The following is an 18,069-nucleotide window of genomic DNA, read 5'->3' as shown; positions in this document are numbered from 1 at the left end:
AGTATGTAAGGGACCGCCGATTGGAAAAGCGAACGGCAGGACCAGAAAAAAGAATGCTCATGCAAGCATTCCTGTAGATGTTCTGCTAATCCTGCTGCTTCATCGAACTGAACATCCCGAGCATCATTGAGGCCATTTGCAGCGAATTGGAAAACTGGGCTACTTTATGCGGAATGGTTTTTTGATAATAATGCATCATGGCAAGATTCATTTCTTCCGAAGCTTTCGGATTCCTCGCCAGTTTCCGGTACCATTGGGGCTGTTCCCTGATAAATTTCGTTATTTCGGGCTTGGACTGGATATAGTCCTGGATCTCTTTTCTCATCGTTTAATCCTTTCTAAAGGAAAAAGGACGGCTTCCCTGGCTTGCAGATGATCCTGCTGAAGATTTGCCTGCGCCGAAAGTTTCAAGCAGATTCTGGACAGTTGAGACCGCATTGCTCATTTTGCTCAGCGACTGGTTCATCTCATTTGCATCCATTTTTCTGACAGCCGACAGAATTTGAGTGACAAACCCTTTTTCCTCTGCTTCTTCATTCTTGGTCTCCGTACTTTTATAAGGTGTCCAGTAGGCATCTTCTTCTCCAAGCAGATACCAGTTTTCATAGTATTCCTGCCATGTGCGGGAGCCTTTTTTCGCTTCCTCGATAATTTTCGGGTGCCTCCGTACAAAATCCTTAAATTCCTCTACCTTCGGATGCAGCTTTTTACTCGCCAAATGCCTCACCCCTTATCAAAATAGGCCTGCTATATCGTAAGCAGGAGCCCTGTTTTTGGTGCGCCTAAATTAAAAAGCAAAAGCATCCCGTTTCCTGATAAAATGGAAGAAAATACAGAGAGGGATGCACAATGAATAAAGACCAGCTGAAACAGGAAACATCCAGCTTAATCGATCAGCTAACAGATCAGGAATCAGAAGACTTTCTGCTGTTCCTGAAAGCAATGGAGCGGAAAAAGAAATACAAAAACAGTACATACATAGGAGCATTGCTCCAGCCTGAAGAGAAGGAGGAAGGGAAGGAGTTCACGCTGACGATCCCGAATACCCCCCTCATTCAAAACTCGCTGAATATCGTTCATGGAGGGATGACGGCAACACTTGCCGATTCGGCTATGGGCACTCTTGCAGCAAGACTTCTCCCTCCGCACCTCGCTGCGGTCACTGCCGAGCTCAAAATAAATTATACGGCTCCAGGCATTGGATCGAGGCTGACTTGCAAATCATCCTGTATTCACCATGGTTCGAAAACCCTCTTGATGGAAGCCAGAATTTACAGGGATGACGGCAAACTGGCTGCGTATGGGACTGCAACTTTTTTTATTATAAGCCGAAAAAAATGATAACCCATTGATGGGTTATCATTTATTTTCCGATAAAATCCTGAGTATAGTAATCCTTATAAACCCCTACGCCGAGATGAGTGAACTCTTTGTTCAGCAAGGCTTTCCGGTGTCCTTCACTGTTCAGCCACCCTTCAACAGATGAAATGCTGTCGCTGTAGTGGGCAGCGATATTTTCGCCAGCCGTCCGGTATGGGATCGAATCTCTTTCCAATCTGTCTGCAAGAGAGCCGTGAACAGGTGAATCATGGGCAAAATATTTTTTCAGCGCCATCTCTTTACTGTGAGAGTAGGCTGTTTCTGCTGTCTTCTCATCCCACTCCAGCGGTTCCAGTGCGAATCTGCCGCGAATGACATTCGTTATATCCAGAATCTGCCTTTCCTGTGCCCTTTCGATCTCTTCCGCTTTTTCGCTGTCAGCTTTCCCGGCTTCAATCAGTTCCCCTCTGTACACCACTTCATAGGGACGCTGCTTGACAAACGTTTCTTTATCCACTGCCCTGATGCTGGATAATGTCCCTTTATACTGGTCGATATACAGCTGGATAACTGCCCCGTCTGCCTGTACTGCAGGCCGGGTGTTCATATCCTCTTCCGACAGTTCGAACCGGTACGAATTTCCTTCAAGCTCCATAGACAGCGATGGAGAAATAGGGGCGGCACGGTAGACCGCACTAAGCGGATCGCCAAGTTTGTATGGTTTCATGTTAATACCGTCTCCGATCGCATATACCGATACGACCTTTTCGTCCAGGACACCGATTTGAATGTATTGCTTGTTTCCTCCGCTGTAGATCCACCAATCGTAATCATATTGCGAAGGATCCGTCCTTTCCGGTTCACCAAGCTGCTCCTTCACCTTGCCGGCAGGCTGTCCCATTAGAGAAAGGAGCCCTTCATCAGGCAAGCTCAGCTCACGGTCTTCATGTTCTTCACTCGCCAGTTTCAAATCCTGTTTTTCTTCCTCTTCATTCCGGACTGGCGGCTCTTCTGCAAACCGGATAAAAACTGTATAGGTACTGGCGATAATGGCAATCACCAGAATGGATTTTATGATCAGTCTCAGTCTGATTTCCCCCTTTCTGCCCCCATTCCACTTTGTAAAATCAGCTAAAATAGCAAGCATTTAGAAAAAGTGTTCCGTTACAAGTCATTTAACCAGAAAAAGCGCGTAAACACAATTAAAAAAACTGCTCAATCTGTCAGCTGCCTTCTTTCCAAACTCATCCATCTTCAGATTGAAACCTCCCCGATTTCATACTATTATAGACAGTAGGAGTAAAAGCGTTTACATACAGGCTGAAGGGAGAATGGGATATGAAATTTGAGGGAACAGGTCTTGATCAGCTTCATGCAGAACTTAGCCGCCTTGACCACGCGATGGAGCAAAATGGCATGGTCCGCGCCGGCCAGTGGGATTACGAACGGGTAACGTATGATAAAAAAATGGAGCACCGCGGAGAGATTTATTATTTAAGAGTGCAGGGATATGCAACAGACGGTGAAATCGATTCAAGGCATGCTGTCATTAAACTGATGACTCCATTGCTCGGGAAACATTATTATCCCCATGGCGTGGAATACGGAGAATCGGAAGATTTTCCTGAAGCGATCGTGAATTCCTGCAAGAACGCCCTGAAAAGACTGAAAGAAGAAATTGAAGCCATCACCATATAAAAGACAGAAGCTCTGCTTTTGTCTTTTTTTATTTTGATAAATTCCAGCTTAAATAGGATTGGTCTCTTTTACAGCAAATTAAACCAAGCCTGCTGAAAAGACCAATTGTTTTTTCCTGCCGGGCATGACACTCTGCAGTTACACTGATGACTTCATCTTTTTCAAGAAGCCAGTCCAGAAAACGGCTCGCAGCTTCAAACCCATACTGATTCCGGTAATCGGGGTGCATATGAAAATCCACCGCCACCGCTCCCAGCCGGTCAGGCTTTGAATAAAGATAAAAGTCCCCGATGATTTTTTTATCCCCGTGATGAATGATCAGCCAGATTCCCCAGCCGTATTCTGTCCGGTCCTGCTCAAGTCTCTCAATATAAAAAGGAAGAATGCCTCTTCCGATAAAAGAAGGCCAGTCTTCAGGAATGATAATCGGAGAACGCTTGGTCAATTCTTTTTTATGCAAAATCAGGGATTTAGCCAGATCCAGAGAACAGGGAATGAGCAAAAGCCGGTCTGTTACAATTTCAATAACCGATCCCTCCTAACCGATTTCCGATTCCCCCATCCGCCCGCTCTGCGCACAAAAAAAGGGGTTACAGCATTCTATTCTGCTGACCCCTTCAAATATGTTAAAACCCTGTAATCGCTTTTATAACCGTAGTGGTCTCCCCGCCTCCATAGATGACATACAGCAGCATATAGACCGTCACCCCGGTGACAGCAGTGCTGAACCAGATGACACTCGTAATCGGTCCCAGTCTTCTGTGCCTGCTCATTTTCTTTTTATAACCGGACCAGATGGAGATCAACCCAAATACTCCGCCTGAAGCAGCAAGAAGAATATGAAAGATCAGAAATCCAATATAAAATGCTTTCACACCTGATGGACCTCCAAAAGCGGTATTCCCGTCAAAAATGGTCCTCGACACATAAACGATAAAAAAGATAAGAGCAAACACTCCGGCCCATGTCATCGCTTTCCGGTGGGCTTCCACCCTTCGCTTCGCGATCAAATACCAACCGACAGCTACAAAAACAGCGCTGATTATGATAAATGCTGTACTGATTGTAGGCAGAATAGGCAAGTACATAATGTGGTCTCCTTTTACTAATGTTGTCACACGCGGATTATCCTTTACCCGACAGAATCGCCTCGAGCTCACGGTCATCCTTCTCCCTTTCCTTCCGGACCCACTGAAAGAAAATAAATCCGAGAAGCGTACCGTACACGGCCTCCTGAATGATTTTCATCATGATGCCGCCTAGCTGCTGATCCTCCATAAGCGGCATGGATGTAAACATTTCAGGTCCAGTCAGACTCAACCCTTCAAGTGTTGTACCCGGGACACAGAGTGCCATGGCATTCATCCATGACGCAGGGTCGGAATAAGCGGCATAAAGCGGCACCTTGGCAAAAATAATCAGCGCACAAGCAGGTGTCAGCAAGACTCCATTTGCAAAAATGTACGCCATTTTCATCAGCCCGGACATATCATTGGATAGTCCGCGATGGCGGAAAACCGGCCACCACATGCATAAAGCGGTCATAAAAATGAAGGAAGACACAGCAGCATGATAGACCGGATCCGTTTTCACCACATCAAATACAACAGGCGTATGATACAGCGAAAAAACGCCGTTAAAAAGCAGAATAGCTAGAATCGGCTTCGTCATCAGCTCAAACACGGGTTTTATAACCTTCCGCATCACCAACTTGTTCCACATCCAGGACGGGATGCCGATAATGAGAAGCGGCGGCACCACCAGATAAACGACCGCCATCTGCGACATATGGACACTGAAAAGGATATGTCCAAGCAAATCAACAGGACTCCCTTTAAAGATATAAAGCAGAAACATCCCGCTGTAAAACGCAGCCTGCCGTTTAGCCGGAATGGGGGCAGCTCCTGAAAATAAATCCCGGCGGTAGTTGATTAATACAAAATAACAGCCAGAAATCAGCAGGATTCCAATTAAATAATAGGGACTCCAAAGCGCCTCAAAACCGAATAAAGTTAAATTCGCCATAGATGCATACCTCCTTTCGGATCACTCCAGCAAACTGCACAGGGGCCCGCACGACACAGGTCAGTTCTGCGTTGCGACAGGACGTCGCGCACTTAGCAGAACCTCCTTGCTTGGAGCGCTCTCCACTTGTCTAGGTGTCTAGCTCCAGCGGCTAGGCCCTCGAGGTCATAAGCCATTTCACCTGCGGGGGCCCGCACGATGCGGGTCAGTTCTGCGTTGCGACAGGACGTCGCGCTCTTAGCAGAACCTCCTTACTTAGAGCGCTCTCCACTGGTCTTGGTGTCTAGCTCCGGGCGCTAGCTCTTCGGAAGCTTCGGTCTCTCGGTCGGAGGCCCGCACGATGCGGGTCAGTTCTGCGTTGCGACAGGACGTCGCGCTCTTAGCAGAACTTCCTTACTTGGAGCGCTCTCCACTGGTCTTGGTGTCTAGCTCCGGGCGCTAGCTCTTCGGACGCTTCGGTCTCTCGGTCGGGGCAAAGAGCGCCCCTCGGTCGAGCCCTCCACCGCCCTTCAAAGCTGAGCGAGCGCCCTCCGCTTTTCTCATTGTCTAGCTCCGGGCGCTAGCCGTTCGGACGCTTCGCTCCTTCGGTCGGGGCAAAGAGCGCCCCTCGGTCGAGCCCTCCACCGACCTTCAGAGCTGAGCAAGCGCCCTCCGCTTTTCTCATTGTCTAGCTCCGGGCGCTAGCCGTTCGGACGCTTCGCTCCTTCGGTCGAGGCAAAAAGCGCCTCTCCGTCAGGAGCTCCACCGTCTCTCACGGCTGAGCAAGCGCCCTCCGCTTTTCTCTCTGTCCAGCTCCGGCGGCTAGGCCCTCGAGGTCATAAGCCATTTCACCTGCGGAAGGAAAACTCACCTTCCTCCGGTGAACTGTCTTATGCTTGTCGGGCCTGGGCAAGCCGCCTCCGCTTTTCTTTTTACCACCATACAATTGTCATGAAGGTGAGGATTGTTAGGGCGGCTACGAATACGCCTGAGTATAGGAACAGGGCTGCTGTTTCGTGGCCTTTGTGGTTCATGTGCATGAAATAGTACAGCTGAAAGGCTACTTGTACGACTGCGAGCAGGATGATGAAAGGGACGGTGAACCAGTGGTCAATCCCATTGTATCCTACCGCGATAAAAGCGAGAACCGTCAGAAATATCATCATTCCGAAGGAGACAAGCTGATATTTCATGTCCTCTTTGTTTTTTCTTTTCCTGTAAACCAGGTCAACTTTAGGGTTTCCGGTATTTTGACGTTCTGCCATTTATCCCACCATCCCCATTAAGTATACAACCGTGAAAATGAAAACCCATACGACGTCGATAAAGTGCCAGTAGAGACTCGCGACATAATATTTTGGAGCGTTATATAGAGACAAGCCCCTTTTCCAGTTTCTAATAATCAGCGTTGTAATCCAGAACAGTCCAAATGTTACGTGGGCACCGTGCGTTCCTACAAGTGTATAAAAGGCAGAGCCGAATGCATTGGTCGTGATCGTGAATTCTTTCTCATGAACATAATGATTGAACTCGTAAATTTCCAGGCCGAGGAACGCCGCTCCCAGAAGGACCGTAATACCAAGCCACAGCTGCATTTGCTTAAAATTAAAATTTTTCATGTGATACATGGCATACACACTTGTCAGACTGCTCGTCAGGAGCAGCATAGTTGCAATGAAAACGATCGGAAGCTCAAAGAGGTCTTCGGGCGGTCCGCCTTTTGGCGACTGCCTTAAAGAGAGAAAAGTTGCAAATAGAGAAGCAAACAGCACGGTCTCTCCGCCCAGGAAGAGCCAGAATCCGACAAATTTATTTTTCCCCTCAAGGGTAGCTTTCTCAGGCGATTCAGGAAAGGTCTCAGCAGTCAGTTTTTCTTCTGCGTGCATTACGCCTTCACCCCTTTCTCGTCATCTTCCAATTCTTCTTTATGAATGTGATAGCCATGATCATCCTTGACAGAGCGGAAGAACATCGCCAGGAACGTGATGGCAAAACCGATAAACAGAACGAGCATTGCCCATGGCTCCTCCGTCCTGTACATCAGCCCGAACGCTGCTACGAAAAGCCCGAAAGCCATAATGAGCGGAACGATCGAGGAATTCGGCATGTGAATATCAGATACCGGTTCAGCAGGAGTCATTCCTTTTTTCCCTGCCATTTTCTCTACCCACAGTGCATCCAAGCCACGGACGAGCGGAGTCTGCTTAAAGTTGTATTCAGGGGTCGGTGCTTCCACTGCCCACTCCAGAGTTCTTCCGTATTCCCAAGGGTCCTTTCCGGCTGCCTTGCCTTTAACAGACGTGACAACGATATTTACGAGTAATACGATTGTCGCGGCTGCCATAAAAATGGCACCGATGGAGCTGACAAGGTTTGAAGTTTCCCAGCCCTGATTCGGCAAATAGGTAAACACCCGGCGCGGCATTCCCCAGAGACCGAGAAAATGCTGGATAAAGAAAGTCAGATGGAATCCGATAAAGAACAGAACAAATGTAATTTTGCCAAGTGCCTCACTTAAAATTTTGTTGAACATAAGCGGCCACCAATAGTGCAGGCCTGCGAAAAGGGCGAACACGACTCCGCCTACAATAACGTAATGGAAGTGGGCAACTACGAAATAGCTGTCGTGATACTGGTAATCTGCTGCAGCACTTGCAAGCATGACACCTGTTACTCCTCCGATAACAAAGGAAGGAATAAAGAACACTGACCATAGCATGGCTGTAGTATAGCGGATGATGCCTCCCCACATCGTGAAGAGCCAGTTGAATATTTTTATTCCCGTAGGAACGGCAATGGCCATCGTAGCCACTGCAAAAATAGCATTTGCGATCGGCCCGAGTCCGGTCGTGAACATATGATGCGCCCATACCATGAAACCAAGGAAACCGATCAAAACAGTCGCAAACACCATTGAAGAGTATCCGAAAAGGCGTTTTCGGGCAAAAACAGGGATAATATCAGAAAAAATACCGAAAGCAGGAAGGATCAGGATATAAACTTCAGGATGTCCGAAGATCCAGAACAGATGCTCCCAAATTACAGTATTTCCGCCCTTTTCTGCTACAAAAAAGCTTGTATCGAATAATCTGTCAAACATCATCAGTGCAAGGCCGACAGTTAAAGCCGGAAAAGCAAATAATATAAGTGCAGATGCAACGAAGGTGGTCCACGTGAAAAGCGGCATCCTCATAAAGGTCATTCCCGGCGCCCTCATATTGATGATGGTAACGAGAAAATTAATGCCTGCTGTAAGTGTCCCTATTCCCGATATTTGCAGCCCGAGGACATAAAAATCAATTCCGTGCCCCGGTGAATACAAGGAGAGTGACGCATAGGAAGTCCAGCCTGCATCAGGGGCTCCGCCTAAAAACCAGCTCAGGTTAAGGAAAATTCCCCCGAAGAAAAACAGCCAGAAGCCGAGAGCGTTTAAGAACGGAAAGGCTACGTCACGGGCTCCTATCTGCAGGGGCACAACTGCATTCATAAAAGCAAAAAGCAAAGGCATGGAAGCAAGGAAGATCATCGTCGTTCCATGCATCGTAATGATCTCGTTGTAAAGACCGGCCTGAAGAAAATCGTTCCCCGGTATGGCCAGCTGAATTCGGATCAGCATTGCTTCCAGTCCGCCGACCAGAAAGAAGAAGCCCCCGGCAGCAAGGTAGAGTATAGCTATTTTTTTATGGTCAACGGTCGTTAAATAATCCCATACCGCAGCACCAAATCCCTTTTTCTGAGCGATAGTACTCAAGTTAATCCCTCCCCTTTAATGCAGTAGTTCTTATTCAACCTTCAGCCCGTTCATATAGGCTGTAAGCGCTTCAATTTCTTCTCCGGATAATTTAGGATATTTGCCTGTCATAAGGTTTCCGGGCTTATACTTTTCCGGATCCTCCAGCCATTTCTTTATATTTTCATCGTCGTGCGGGAGGATGCCGGCCACTCTCGTCCGCTCTCCGAAATTCCCCATATTCGGGGCGGTCCGTACTTCTTCCGGTCTTTCATCTGCAGGTGAGACCGCATGGCAGCCAATGCAGCTTTTTTCCTCGAACAGCTTTTCCCCCTGCTGCTCAAGTGCCGTTTCAGGACTCGGCTTTGCACTCTTCATTTTCTCAGTCCATTGATTGAACTCTTCTCTCGGTACCGCTTTCACTTTAAAATCCATTAATGCATGGGAAGGACCGCAAAGTTCTGCGCACTTACCATATAAGTACTCCCCGGCTTGGCTTACCTTGTCAGAATCAAATGTAAGCCAGAACTTATTAACATTTTCCGTGTTTGTGTCGATCTTTCCTCCAGCTGAAGGAATCCAGAATGAGTGCTTTACATCAGATGCTTTCACACTGAAGTAAACCTTTTCATCCGTCGGCACGACTAAATCCTGACTGGTAATAATCTTGTGATCAGGATACTCAAATTCCCACCAGTATAAATTCGCTCTGACATTAATGACCAGCGCTTCCCCAGGGTCCCTGTTTTTATCATCCATCGGCTTAACATTGGCAAGCTCGAATGTCGCTGCGACGACCGGCACAGCCAATATGAGAAGCAGCAAAATCGGTATTACCGTCCACATAATCTCGAGCCGGTGGTTCCCTTCCACCTGCTCCGGAATATTCTTCTCATCCTTGCTGCGCTGTCTGAACCGCCATACAACGTAAATAAAAATAACTGTAACGACAGCAACAACCACCACCATAATGATGGTACTGAGGCTCATGATCCAGAATTGGTTTTCTGCTACTTCACCCGCCGGAGTAAGCGTAGACAGAAATGGTTCTCCGCATCCGGTCATAAAGACCGCAGTCAGGATGAATAAAGCCATCAAGCGCCATGTAGTCTGCCACTTTTTCATAGCCAAATCAAACCCCTCTCCCCTTTGTTGTCCTTTAAACCTTTTGAATATTGTGAAAAATTTATTTATGGAAAATCCTTTTAAATAAAAGAATTTTTTACAGGGATATGTATGAATAATGCGCGGCGGATGCACACCGCCACGCATGTTCCATATTAAATTCAGACAATTGTAAAGAGAATCATGGATACGAAGAGGATGGTCAGGTAGTTAAGAGAATAGATAAACATCCATTTCGCCCAGACAAGATCATCCTTCATTTTAAATCCGGAAAGAGCCAATACGACCCATCCGATGTTTAATGCTGTTGCCAGAATAACAAAGCCTGTGCCCAGATCATAAAGGTAAAAAGGCAGCGGAAGCAGGCAGGCAACCCATACCATCATCTGGCGTTTTGTCATAGCGAAGCCCCGTACAACCGGAAGCATCGGGATATTAGCCGCCTTATACTCATCTACTCTCTTCATTGCGAGTGCAAGGAAGTGAGGAGGCTGCCAGATGAACATGATCATGAACAGGACTAGAGCCTGGACAGTCAAATGCGGATCAACAGCTGTCCAGCCGATAAGCGGCGGAACTGCACCGGGAATACTCCCGATAACCGTATTGATCGTATAGCGTCTTTTAAACCACATCGTATAGATAAACACATAGGAAACAACACCGATAGCACCGATGACAGCCGCCATGGCAGTGGTCATCATAAGTGCAGCCATTCCAAGTGCAATCATAAATATTCCAATCCACAAAGCCTGGCTTGGCTCATACTTGCCGGTTACGGTCGGACGGTTTTTCGTCCTCTCCATGATGTGATCGATATCCCGGTCATAGTAGTTATTCACCGCGCATGATCCTCCCATGATCAGTGCGGAGCCTACAAGTGTGAAAACGACTGTATCAATGGAAGCCAGAAAGCTTTGGCCGGTAAAAATAAAGGCGAGCCAAAGTCCGGTAAAGGCTGTAATCATATTGGAATTCACAATTCCGATCTTTATGAGAGCCTGAAAGTCTTTCCAGGCAGAAGCCTTTGTCATCTCATGAGGACCTTGCTCGCTCAGCGCTGCTTCTGCAGCTGTCCTCGAATTAGGCATAATGCATCCTCCTTTGCTGTAGGTGCTGCTGCAGCACCATAAAAACCTGCTTCTCCGGCAATCAACCTGAATCTACTGATTATGATACAGGAATCCGTTCACGAACAAAATGCTCTAAATGATTTAAACAATAATTCGACAAATTTTTATGGCTAAATTGTGAACTTTTTGTGTCAGTATCTTAACTTTTTGTGTGAGAACCTCCGGTTGCAGGCCATTTTTAATTTTACCACAGATTAAGAGAAGTATAGGAGAATTGTCTATTAAAAAATTACTCGTCCAGAAAATAACTAGCCATAATAATCGTGAAAATTTCGGACGAATTCAAGCGTTTTGTGAACAATGTCCCCAGTCTATTGTGTTTTGCACACTTATTTCTTACAATCAGAAGCGTATTATGTCAAAATACCATTATGATCGGAAGATTTGATTTGAAGATAAGAAGGTGAATCGTTTGAAGCGTATTATCGCATTAAAATGGCTGGCTGTTATTACGACACTGGTCATGCTTGTCGTCCTTCTGGGAGGCGCACTGGTTACAAAAACCGGGTCAGGAATGGGCTGCGGACGATCATGGCCGCTGTGCCACGGGAAATTTGTGCTTCTTCCCGGTGACATTACCCCTGAACTGATCATCGAATTAAGCCATCGCGCAGCGAGCGGGATAGCAGGCATATTGGTCCTTGCTCTCGCCATTGCTTCATGGAGGCTGATCGGCCATATCAGAGAAACCAAATTTCTCGCAATCCTGTCCGTTATCTTTCTTCTTCTTCAGGCACTGCTCGGAGCCGGGGCCGTTGTATGGGGCCAATCCAGTGCTATGAAAGCTATCCATTTCGGAGTATCTTTGATTTCATTCGCTTCAGTGCTTTTGCTTGCTCTGCTCATTTTCGAGGTAGACAGAAAATTTGATGCGAATAAATTAATAATTGACAAAAAAATGCAGTTTCATATGGTGGGAGTTCTCATATACAGCTATATCGTGGTTTACACCGGAGCTTATGTGCGCCACCGCGGAGCGAGCCTCTCCTGTTCAAATTGGCCGCTTTGCAATGACGGGGCAGGCTGGCTGCCGCTGCGCTTTCAGGAGTGGGTCCAGATGGGCCACAGATTTGCCGCAGGATTGATTTTTATCTGGATTGCCTACGCGGCTTGGCTTGCCGTAAAAAAATACAGTCATCAAAAGGTCGTTTACTGGGGCTGGATCATCTGCTTTATCCTCGTCTCCCTACAGGCACTTTCAGGAGCATTAATCGTTTTGACCGAACTTAATCTTGCCATTTCCCTGGCACATGCTATTTTTATCTCCTGCCTATTCGGAGTATTAAGCTACTTCCTGCTTCTCGTCTCACGGAGCAGGGTCAATCTTAGAAACATGTAAAAAAACCGGCCTGATTCATTCAGGCCGGTTTTTTTTCGTATAACAAGCTACTCTTTAAAAAGGCTGATCGCTTTTTTCCTCTGTTCCTGATGGTCTATCATCGGAAGAGGATAATCATTCCCAACTATGCAGGAAGCCTCTTTTTGTTCGTCCTCATTCATTTTCCATGGTTCATGAATGTATTGATCCGGTACATCCTTTAATTCAGGGACATATTTGCGAATGTAATCCCCTTTTTTATCAAACCTTTTAGATTGGGTTACCGGATTGAATACCCGGAAATAAGGAACGGCATCCGTGCCGACTGAGGCTGCCCACTGCCAGCCGCCAATGTTGGAACCGGGATCATAATCCACAAGCTTTGAAGCAAAAAACCTTTCCCCCATCCTCCAGTCGATCAGCAGGTCTTTGGACAGGAAAGATGCTGTAATCATCCGCAGCCTGTTGTGCATCCATCCCTCTGCATTCAGCTGCCTCATTCCGGCATCCACGATCGGGTATCCGGTAGCCCCATCCTTCCATGCCTTAAAATCTTCCTTGCTGCTGTTCCACTCAAGTGAACGGTATTGCTCCAAAAACTCCTGATCAGATGTTTCCGGAAAATGGGCAAAAATCATTTGGTAGAAATCTCTGAATGCAAGTTCCCTTATGTACGCTTCTTTGCTGTCTTCACTGCCCTCCGCCTGGGCGACAGCCCCAAAAACCGTTCTCGGTGAAATCGTTCCGGTTTTTAAGTACCTTGACATTAAACTTGTTCCCTTCTCTGCCGGCAGATCACGGCTCTTCGGGTAAGCGTCGAGTTTATCGTTCACAAAGCTCCTAAGCTGCTTCCGGGCAGCCTTTTCACCAATTTCCCACTCATCATTTGTACCTGCAAGCTTGTTTACGTCTTTTAAATCAGAACTGGCTTTTACAGTTTGAACGTAATCCTGAAGGTCTTTTACAGTTAATCTCCTGGCTGGAGGTTTATCTAGCTGTTTCCACGCCCGGTAGTAAGGTGAGAACACTTTATAGACAGATCCGTCTTTTTTAAAAATTTCGTTCGGCCCATGCACATAAGCATCCTGGAAGGGATAAACCTCTACATTCTTCTTCTCGAGAAGCCTAATAACCTGATCATCCCGCTCTTTGCCATATCCCGCTTCATCCTTGTTAAAAAACACCGCTTGAACCGCACTGTGGTCCTTCAGCAAGTTTTCAAACGCCTCTTCCGGTGTTCCCTGAATAACAATAAGATGTGTCCCCAGCTCTTCGCATCTCTCAGCAAAATCCTTTACGGTAGCCATAAAATATTCAAGCCGCATATCCGTTTCGCTGCCAAAAAAATCCCGGTTCAAATGGAAAACGAAGAGCAGCTTGCCGTCATTTTTTTTGCAATACGCTAACGCTTCTGACAGCGCCAAATGATCTTGAAAGCGAAAATCCCGCCGAAACCAGACAACTGCATTTACCATCTTGACGCCTCCCTCTATAGTGTTCTTTCCCTTTAGAAAAGAATTTTAACGAATGTTTGTGCTTCCCGCTATTAAGGATGTGCTGGTTTTCTCATCTGAGACGTGCCAAAAGAAATCTCGTGCCGGTCTGACGGGTTTTCGTGCCGATCTGGTTCCTTTACGTGCCGGGTCATCGGTTTTACGTGCCAAAACCAAACTCTCTCGTGCCAAACTCAATTTACGTGCCGGTCTGACGGGGTTTCGTGCCAACCTGGTTCCTTTACGTGCCGGGTCATCGATTTTTCGTGCCAAAACCAAACTCTCTCGTGCCAAACTTAATTAACGTGCCGGTCTGACCGGTTTTCGTGCCGATCTGGTTCCTTTACGTGCCGGGTCACATAGTTTACGTGCCAAAACCAAACTCTCTCGTGCCAAACTCAAATTACGTGCCGGTCTGACGGGTTTTCGTGCCGATCTGGTTCCTTTACGTGCCGGGTCACTGAGTTTACGTGCCAAAACCAAACTCTCTCGTGCCAAACTTAATTAACGTGCCGGTCTGACCGGTTTCGTGCCGACCTGGTTCCTTTACGTGCCTGGTCACTGAGTTTACGTGCCAAAACCAAACTCTCTCGTGCCAAACTTAATTAACGTGCCGGTCTGACCGGTTTTCGTGCCGACCTGGTTCATCTGCGTGCCTAATCCCATAGTCTATATGCCAAACCGGTCTCTTCCCTGCAAATCATCTAACATGCGGCGCTGCAAAACAAAAAAGCAGCCGGAGCGGCTGCTTTTTCTGTCAGTTTGATAATTCAATCAGTAAATCACCAGTGGCGATTGGTTCGCCGTTGCTGACGTGGATTTCTTTGACAGTTCCGGAATAATGGGCCTGAACGGTCGTCTCCATCTTCATTGCTTCTGTAATCATTAGATGATCGCCTTTGTTTACTTGATCGCCTTTTGATGCGAGAACCTTGATGACGGTTCCTGGCATGGATGCACCGATATGCCCTTTGTTAGCGGGATCTGCTTTCATCTTAGCAGTAACAGCAGATTTAATGCTTTCATCTTTGATGACTACCTCACGAGGCTGGCCGTTCAGTTCAAAATAAACGACTCTTGTCCCGTCTGCCTGAGGTTCACCTATTGAAACCAGTTTCAGAATAAGGGTTTTCCCTTTTTCGATAACGACTTCGACTTCTTCACCGAGTCTCATCCCGTAAAAGAAGGTCGGAGTGTCCAGCACAGAGACGTCGCCAAACTGCTCGAAGGTTTTCGCATAATCCAGGAACACTTTCGGGTACAGCGCGTGGGCGATTGCTTCAAAGCTGGTCACCGGACGGTTCAGTGTCTGGAACAGATCTTCTTTCATTTTTTCAAAATCGACAGGTTTTAAAAGTTCTCCTGGACGAACGCTGATCGGTTCTTTGCCTTTGAGAATGATGCGCTGAAGCTCTTTAGGGAAGCCGCCGTGAGGCTGTCCGAGGTAGCCTTCAAACATCTCCACAACGGAATCCGGGAAGTCTAGCGATTCTCCACGCTCGTATACATCGTCCTCAGAGAGGTTATTCTGCACCATATACAGAGCCATGTCACCGACCACCTTTGAAGACGGAGTGACCTTCACGATGTCTCCGAACATGACATTCACACGCTGGTACATTTCTTTGACTTCTTCCCAGCGATCCCCAAGTCCGACAGCCTTTGCCTGCTGCTGCAGGTTGCTGTATTGGCCCCCCGGCATTTCGTGCTGGTAGATTTCAGTGTGAGGTGCAATCATGCCGCTTTCGAAATCCTGGTAGTATTTCCTGACTCCTTCCCAATATCGGGACAGCTGTTCGAGTACTTCGACATTGAGATCGGGCTGTCTTTCCATCCCATCGAGAGCGTAGTAAAAGGTGCTGGCACTCGGCTGGGACGTGAGGCCTGCCATGGAGCTTACCGCAACGTCTACGATATCTACTCCTGCTTCAGCTGCTTTCGCATACATGTAATTGCCGTTCCCGCTCGTATCATGGGTGTGCAGATGGATCGGAATATCCACAGTTTCTTTTAATGCTGAAACCAGATCATAGGCAGCCTGCGGCTTCAGCAGTCCGGCCATATCCTTGATAGCCAGTATATGGGCACCTGACGCCTCCAATTCCCTGGCCATGTTTTTATAGTAATCCAGATCGTATTTTCGTCTCGCAGGATCAAGGATGTCCCCTGTATAGCAGATAGCGGCTTCTGCAAGCTTTCCGCTGTCCCTGACTGCATCAATGGCAAGCGTCATTCCCTTGACCCAGTTCAGGCTGTCAAAAATCCGGAAAACATCAATGCCTGCATTGCTCGATTTTTCAACAAACTCTTTGATCACATTATCCGGATAATTTTTATAGCCTACCGCATTCGATGCTCTGAGCAGCATCTGCAGCAAAATATTCGGCACTTGCTTCCGGACTGTCAGCAGTCTCTCCCATGGATCTTCTTTTAGGAAGCGGTACGCTACATCAAATGTGGCGCCGCCCCACATTTCAAGTGAGAACAGATCCGGAGCGAGCCGGGCTGTAGGCTCAGCGATATTCTTAATATCGATTGTCCGCAGGCGGGTGGCAAGCAGGGATTGATGGGCATCCCGGAACGTGGTATCTGTCAGAAGAACCTGCTTTTGCTGTTTTACCCACTCAGCCAGACCTTCAGGACCTCTCTCATCCAGTATGTTTTTCGTACCCGGTTTAATGGATCCGCTCAAGTCAACATAAGGCATGGCAGGCTTTTCAAAGTGAGGCTTTTCCTTTTTGCCGATTCCCGGAAAACCATTTACGGTAACATTCCCGATATAGCTGAGCATTTTTGTTCCCCGGTCCTTCCGTTTTGGAAAGATAAAAAGCTCCGGAGAACTGTCGATAAAGGTAGTATTGTATTCTCCGCTTAAAAACTGCTCATGCTTTACTACATTTTCTAAGAAAGGAATGTTCGTCTTTATTCCCCTGATCCTGAACTCCTTCAGGTTTCTTACCATTTTTGATGCTGCCTGTTCAAAGGTCAGAGCCCATGTAGAAACCTTCACAAGAAGGGAATCATAGTAAGGCGTGATGACAGCTCCCTGGAATCCGTTCCCTGCATCAAGCCGCACTCCAAAACCGCCTCCGGAACGGTATACCATGATTTTGCCGGTATCCGGCATAAAGTTATTTAAAGGATCTTCAGTCGTTACACGGGATTGTATGGCATACCCGTTCGTATGTATTTGACTTTGTTCATATATGCCGATCTGAGGAGTGTTCAGCGCCAAGCCGTCTGCAATCATCAGCTGCGTCTGGACAATGTCAATCCCGGTAATCATTTCAGTGATCGTGTGCTCCACCTGAACCCGCGGATTAACCTCAATAAAATAAAATTCGCTGCCGGATACGAGAAATTCAACCGTACCTGCATTCACGTATTCTACCTTTTCCATCAGCTTTACTGCAGCTTCGCAGATCTCCAGCCTGAATTCCTCCGGCAGGGAGACGCTCGGAGCCACCTCGACTACCTTTTGGTGTCTGCGCTGAATCGAGCAGTCCCGTTCATACAAATGAACAATGTTTCCAGCTCGGTCTCCGATAATCTGCACTTCAATATGCTTCGGATTCTCGATCAGCTTCTCGACATATACCTCATCGTTCCCGAAAGCGGCTTTTGCTTCGGACTTGGCGCGCTCATACGATTCTTTGACACTTGCCTTTGAACGGACAATCCTCATTCCCCGTCCGCCGCCGCCAAGAGAAGCTTTGATGATAAACGGATAGCCGTATTCTTCCCCAAACCTTACAGCGTCCTCATAGCCTGCAATCGGTCCGCTGCTCCCTGGAATAACCGGGATCCCGGCAGATTCTGCCTGGCTTCTTGCTTTTACCTTATCTCCAAACATATCCAGGTGCTTTGATTCAGGTCCTACAAAAATAATTCCTTCCTCTTCGCATCTTCTGGCAAAATGAATATTCTCTGAAAGGAAACCGTAACCCGGGTGAATCGCATCTACCTCATTCGCTTTTGCAATCGCAATGATCCCCTCAATGTCCAGATAGGCATCGATTGGTTTCTTTCCTTCCCCGACCAGATAGGCTTCATCTGCTTTATAGCGGTGGTAGGCACCGGCGTCTTCTTTTGAATAGATGGCTACCGTTCTGATATTCAGCTCCGTACATGCCCTGAATACACGGATGGCAATTTCACCACGGTTGGCGACAAGCACTTTCTGGATTGTTTGCATGAGATTCTTCTCCTCCTATGGCAAAAGTAATTAGTATGTCACATTTAGTTGAA

Annotated in this window: 16 protein-coding genes; 3 read left to right on the top strand and 13 right to left on the bottom strand. The window is 47.2% G+C overall.

Features of this window, described 5'->3' with window-relative positions:
* Positions 1-85: 85 nt before the first annotated feature.
* Positions 86-325, bottom strand: coding sequence for a YlbE-like family protein (locus tag GKZ89_RS04230; protein WP_155111154.1), 240 nt, complete (start codon positions 323-325; stop codon positions 86-88).
* A 3-nt stretch (positions 326-328) separates the two neighbouring features.
* Complete coding sequence (gene ylbD, locus GKZ89_RS04225; RefSeq protein WP_155111153.1) at positions 329-718, bottom strand: YlbD family protein; 390 nt, start codon at positions 716-718, stop codon at positions 329-331.
* A gap of 131 nt (positions 719-849) precedes the next feature.
* On the opposite strand from ylbD, the gene GKZ89_RS04220 reads away from it, so the two are divergent.
* Positions 850-1,341 carry a PaaI family thioesterase gene (locus GKZ89_RS04220; RefSeq protein ID WP_155111152.1) on the top strand — a complete coding sequence of 164 codons (492 nt, stop codon included), beginning with the start codon at positions 850-852 and terminating at the stop codon, positions 1,339-1,341.
* Positions 1,342-1,363: 22 nt separating this feature from the next.
* Here GKZ89_RS04220 and GKZ89_RS04215 read toward each other — a convergent pair whose 3' ends face one another.
* Positions 1,364-2,407 (bottom strand): CAP domain-containing protein, encoded by a 1,044-nt coding sequence (locus tag GKZ89_RS04215; RefSeq protein WP_155111333.1) that lies wholly within the window; start codon positions 2,405-2,407, stop codon positions 1,364-1,366.
* Positions 2,408-2,658: 251 nt separating this feature from the next.
* Between GKZ89_RS04215 and GKZ89_RS04210 the strand changes: the two genes are divergently transcribed.
* Complete coding sequence (locus GKZ89_RS04210; protein WP_155111151.1) at positions 2,659-3,018, top strand: YugN family protein; 360 nt, start codon at positions 2,659-2,661, stop codon at positions 3,016-3,018.
* A 28-nt stretch (positions 3,019-3,046) separates the two neighbouring features.
* On the opposite strand, the gene GKZ89_RS04205 is transcribed toward GKZ89_RS04210, so the two are convergent.
* The 8 genes from GKZ89_RS04205 to cyoE all read right to left on the bottom strand — a co-directional run bounded on the left by GKZ89_RS04205 (position 3,047) and on the right by cyoE (position 10,968).
* Positions 3,047-3,520 (bottom strand): GNAT family N-acetyltransferase, encoded by a 474-nt coding sequence (locus tag GKZ89_RS04205; RefSeq protein WP_155111150.1) that lies wholly within the window; start codon positions 3,518-3,520, stop codon positions 3,047-3,049.
* Positions 3,521-3,644: 124 nt separating this feature from the next.
* Positions 3,645-4,106 carry a DUF420 domain-containing protein gene (locus GKZ89_RS04200; protein ID WP_155111149.1) on the bottom strand — a complete coding sequence of 154 codons (462 nt, stop codon included), beginning with the start codon at positions 4,104-4,106 and terminating at the stop codon, positions 3,645-3,647.
* A gap of 37 nt (positions 4,107-4,143) precedes the next feature.
* A complete protein-coding gene (ctaG, locus tag GKZ89_RS04195; RefSeq protein WP_155111148.1) occupies positions 4,144-5,043 on the bottom strand; it encodes a cytochrome c oxidase assembly factor CtaG in 900 nt (299 codons plus the stop codon).
* A 911-nt stretch (positions 5,044-5,954) separates the two neighbouring features.
* Positions 5,955-6,287 (bottom strand): cytochrome c oxidase subunit IVB, encoded by a 333-nt coding sequence (gene ctaF / locus GKZ89_RS04190; protein ID WP_155111147.1) that lies wholly within the window; start codon positions 6,285-6,287, stop codon positions 5,955-5,957.
* Complete coding sequence (gene ctaE / locus GKZ89_RS04185; protein ID WP_155111146.1) at positions 6,288-6,908, bottom strand: cytochrome c oxidase subunit III; 621 nt, start codon at positions 6,906-6,908, stop codon at positions 6,288-6,290.
* Complete coding sequence (ctaD, locus tag GKZ89_RS04180) at positions 6,908-8,773, bottom strand: cytochrome c oxidase subunit I (RefSeq protein ID WP_155111145.1); 1,866 nt, start codon at positions 8,771-8,773, stop codon at positions 6,908-6,910. Before ctaD ends, ctaE begins: the two co-directional genes overlap by 1 nt.
* A gap of 30 nt (positions 8,774-8,803) precedes the next feature.
* Entirely contained in the window at positions 8,804-9,877 is a 1,074-nt protein-coding gene (gene coxB, locus GKZ89_RS04175) for a cytochrome c oxidase subunit II (protein WP_155111144.1), read from the bottom strand.
* A gap of 161 nt (positions 9,878-10,038) precedes the next feature.
* A complete protein-coding gene (gene cyoE, locus GKZ89_RS04170; RefSeq protein WP_155111143.1) occupies positions 10,039-10,968 on the bottom strand; it encodes a heme o synthase in 930 nt (309 codons plus the stop codon).
* A gap of 445 nt (positions 10,969-11,413) precedes the next feature.
* Here cyoE and GKZ89_RS04165 point away from each other — a divergent pair, with 445 nt between their 5' ends.
* Entirely contained in the window at positions 11,414-12,349 is a 936-nt protein-coding gene (locus tag GKZ89_RS04165) for a COX15/CtaA family protein (RefSeq protein WP_430696700.1), read from the top strand.
* A 47-nt stretch (positions 12,350-12,396) separates the two neighbouring features.
* Here the strand turns inward: GKZ89_RS04165 and GKZ89_RS04160 are convergent, their stop codons facing one another.
* Together GKZ89_RS04160 and pyc are read right to left on the bottom strand one after the other, a co-directional pair.
* Positions 12,397-13,803, bottom strand: coding sequence for a cryptochrome/photolyase family protein (locus tag GKZ89_RS04160; protein WP_155111141.1), 1,407 nt, complete (start codon positions 13,801-13,803; stop codon positions 12,397-12,399).
* A gap of 775 nt (positions 13,804-14,578) precedes the next feature.
* A complete protein-coding gene (gene pyc, locus GKZ89_RS04155) occupies positions 14,579-18,016 on the bottom strand; it encodes a pyruvate carboxylase (protein WP_155111140.1) in 3,438 nt (1,145 codons plus the stop codon).
* Between the last annotated feature and the right edge of the window lie 53 nt (positions 18,017-18,069).

Origin of the sequence: Metabacillus mangrovi (assembly GCF_009711125.1) — a bacterium.
In the GTDB taxonomy this organism is placed as follows: domain Bacteria; phylum Bacillota; class Bacilli; order Bacillales; family Bacillaceae; genus Metabacillus_B; species Metabacillus_B mangrovi.
The sequence above is the reverse complement of the archived record's forward strand: the minus strand, read 5'-3'. Positions and strand labels throughout refer to the sequence as shown.

What these genes read in the sequence shown, in the direction of transcription:
- GKZ89_RS04220 (WP_155111152.1), top strand. Translation starts at nt 850, where the DNA reads ATGAATAAAGACCAGCTGAAACAGGAAACATCCAGCTTAATCGATCAG.
- GKZ89_RS04200 (WP_155111149.1), bottom strand. Translation starts at nt 4,106, where the DNA reads ATGTACTTGCCTATTCTGCCTACAATCAGTACAGCATTTATCATAATC.
- coxB (WP_155111144.1), bottom strand. Translation starts at nt 9,877, where the DNA reads ATGAAAAAGTGGCAGACTACATGGCGCTTGATGGCTTTATTCATCCTG.
- GKZ89_RS04160 (WP_155111141.1), bottom strand. Translation starts at nt 13,803, where the DNA reads ATGGTAAATGCAGTTGTCTGGTTTCGGCGGGATTTTCGCTTTCAAGAT.
- ctaF (WP_155111147.1), bottom strand. Translation starts at nt 6,287, where the DNA reads ATGGCAGAACGTCAAAATACCGGAAACCCTAAAGTTGACCTGGTTTAC.
- GKZ89_RS04210 (WP_155111151.1), top strand. Translation starts at nt 2,659, where the DNA reads ATGAAATTTGAGGGAACAGGTCTTGATCAGCTTCATGCAGAACTTAGC.
- pyc (WP_155111140.1), bottom strand. Translation starts at nt 18,016, where the DNA reads ATGCAAACAATCCAGAAAGTGCTTGTCGCCAACCGTGGTGAAATTGCC.
- ctaE (WP_155111146.1), bottom strand. Translation starts at nt 6,908, where the DNA reads ATGCACGCAGAAGAAAAACTGACTGCTGAGACCTTTCCTGAATCGCCT.
- cyoE (WP_155111143.1), bottom strand. Translation starts at nt 10,968, where the DNA reads ATGCCTAATTCGAGGACAGCTGCAGAAGCAGCGCTGAGCGAGCAAGGT.
- ctaG (WP_155111148.1), bottom strand. Translation starts at nt 5,043, where the DNA reads ATGGCGAATTTAACTTTATTCGGTTTTGAGGCGCTTTGGAGTCCCTAT.
- GKZ89_RS04230 (WP_155111154.1), bottom strand. Translation starts at nt 325, where the DNA reads ATGAGAAAAGAGATCCAGGACTATATCCAGTCCAAGCCCGAAATAACG.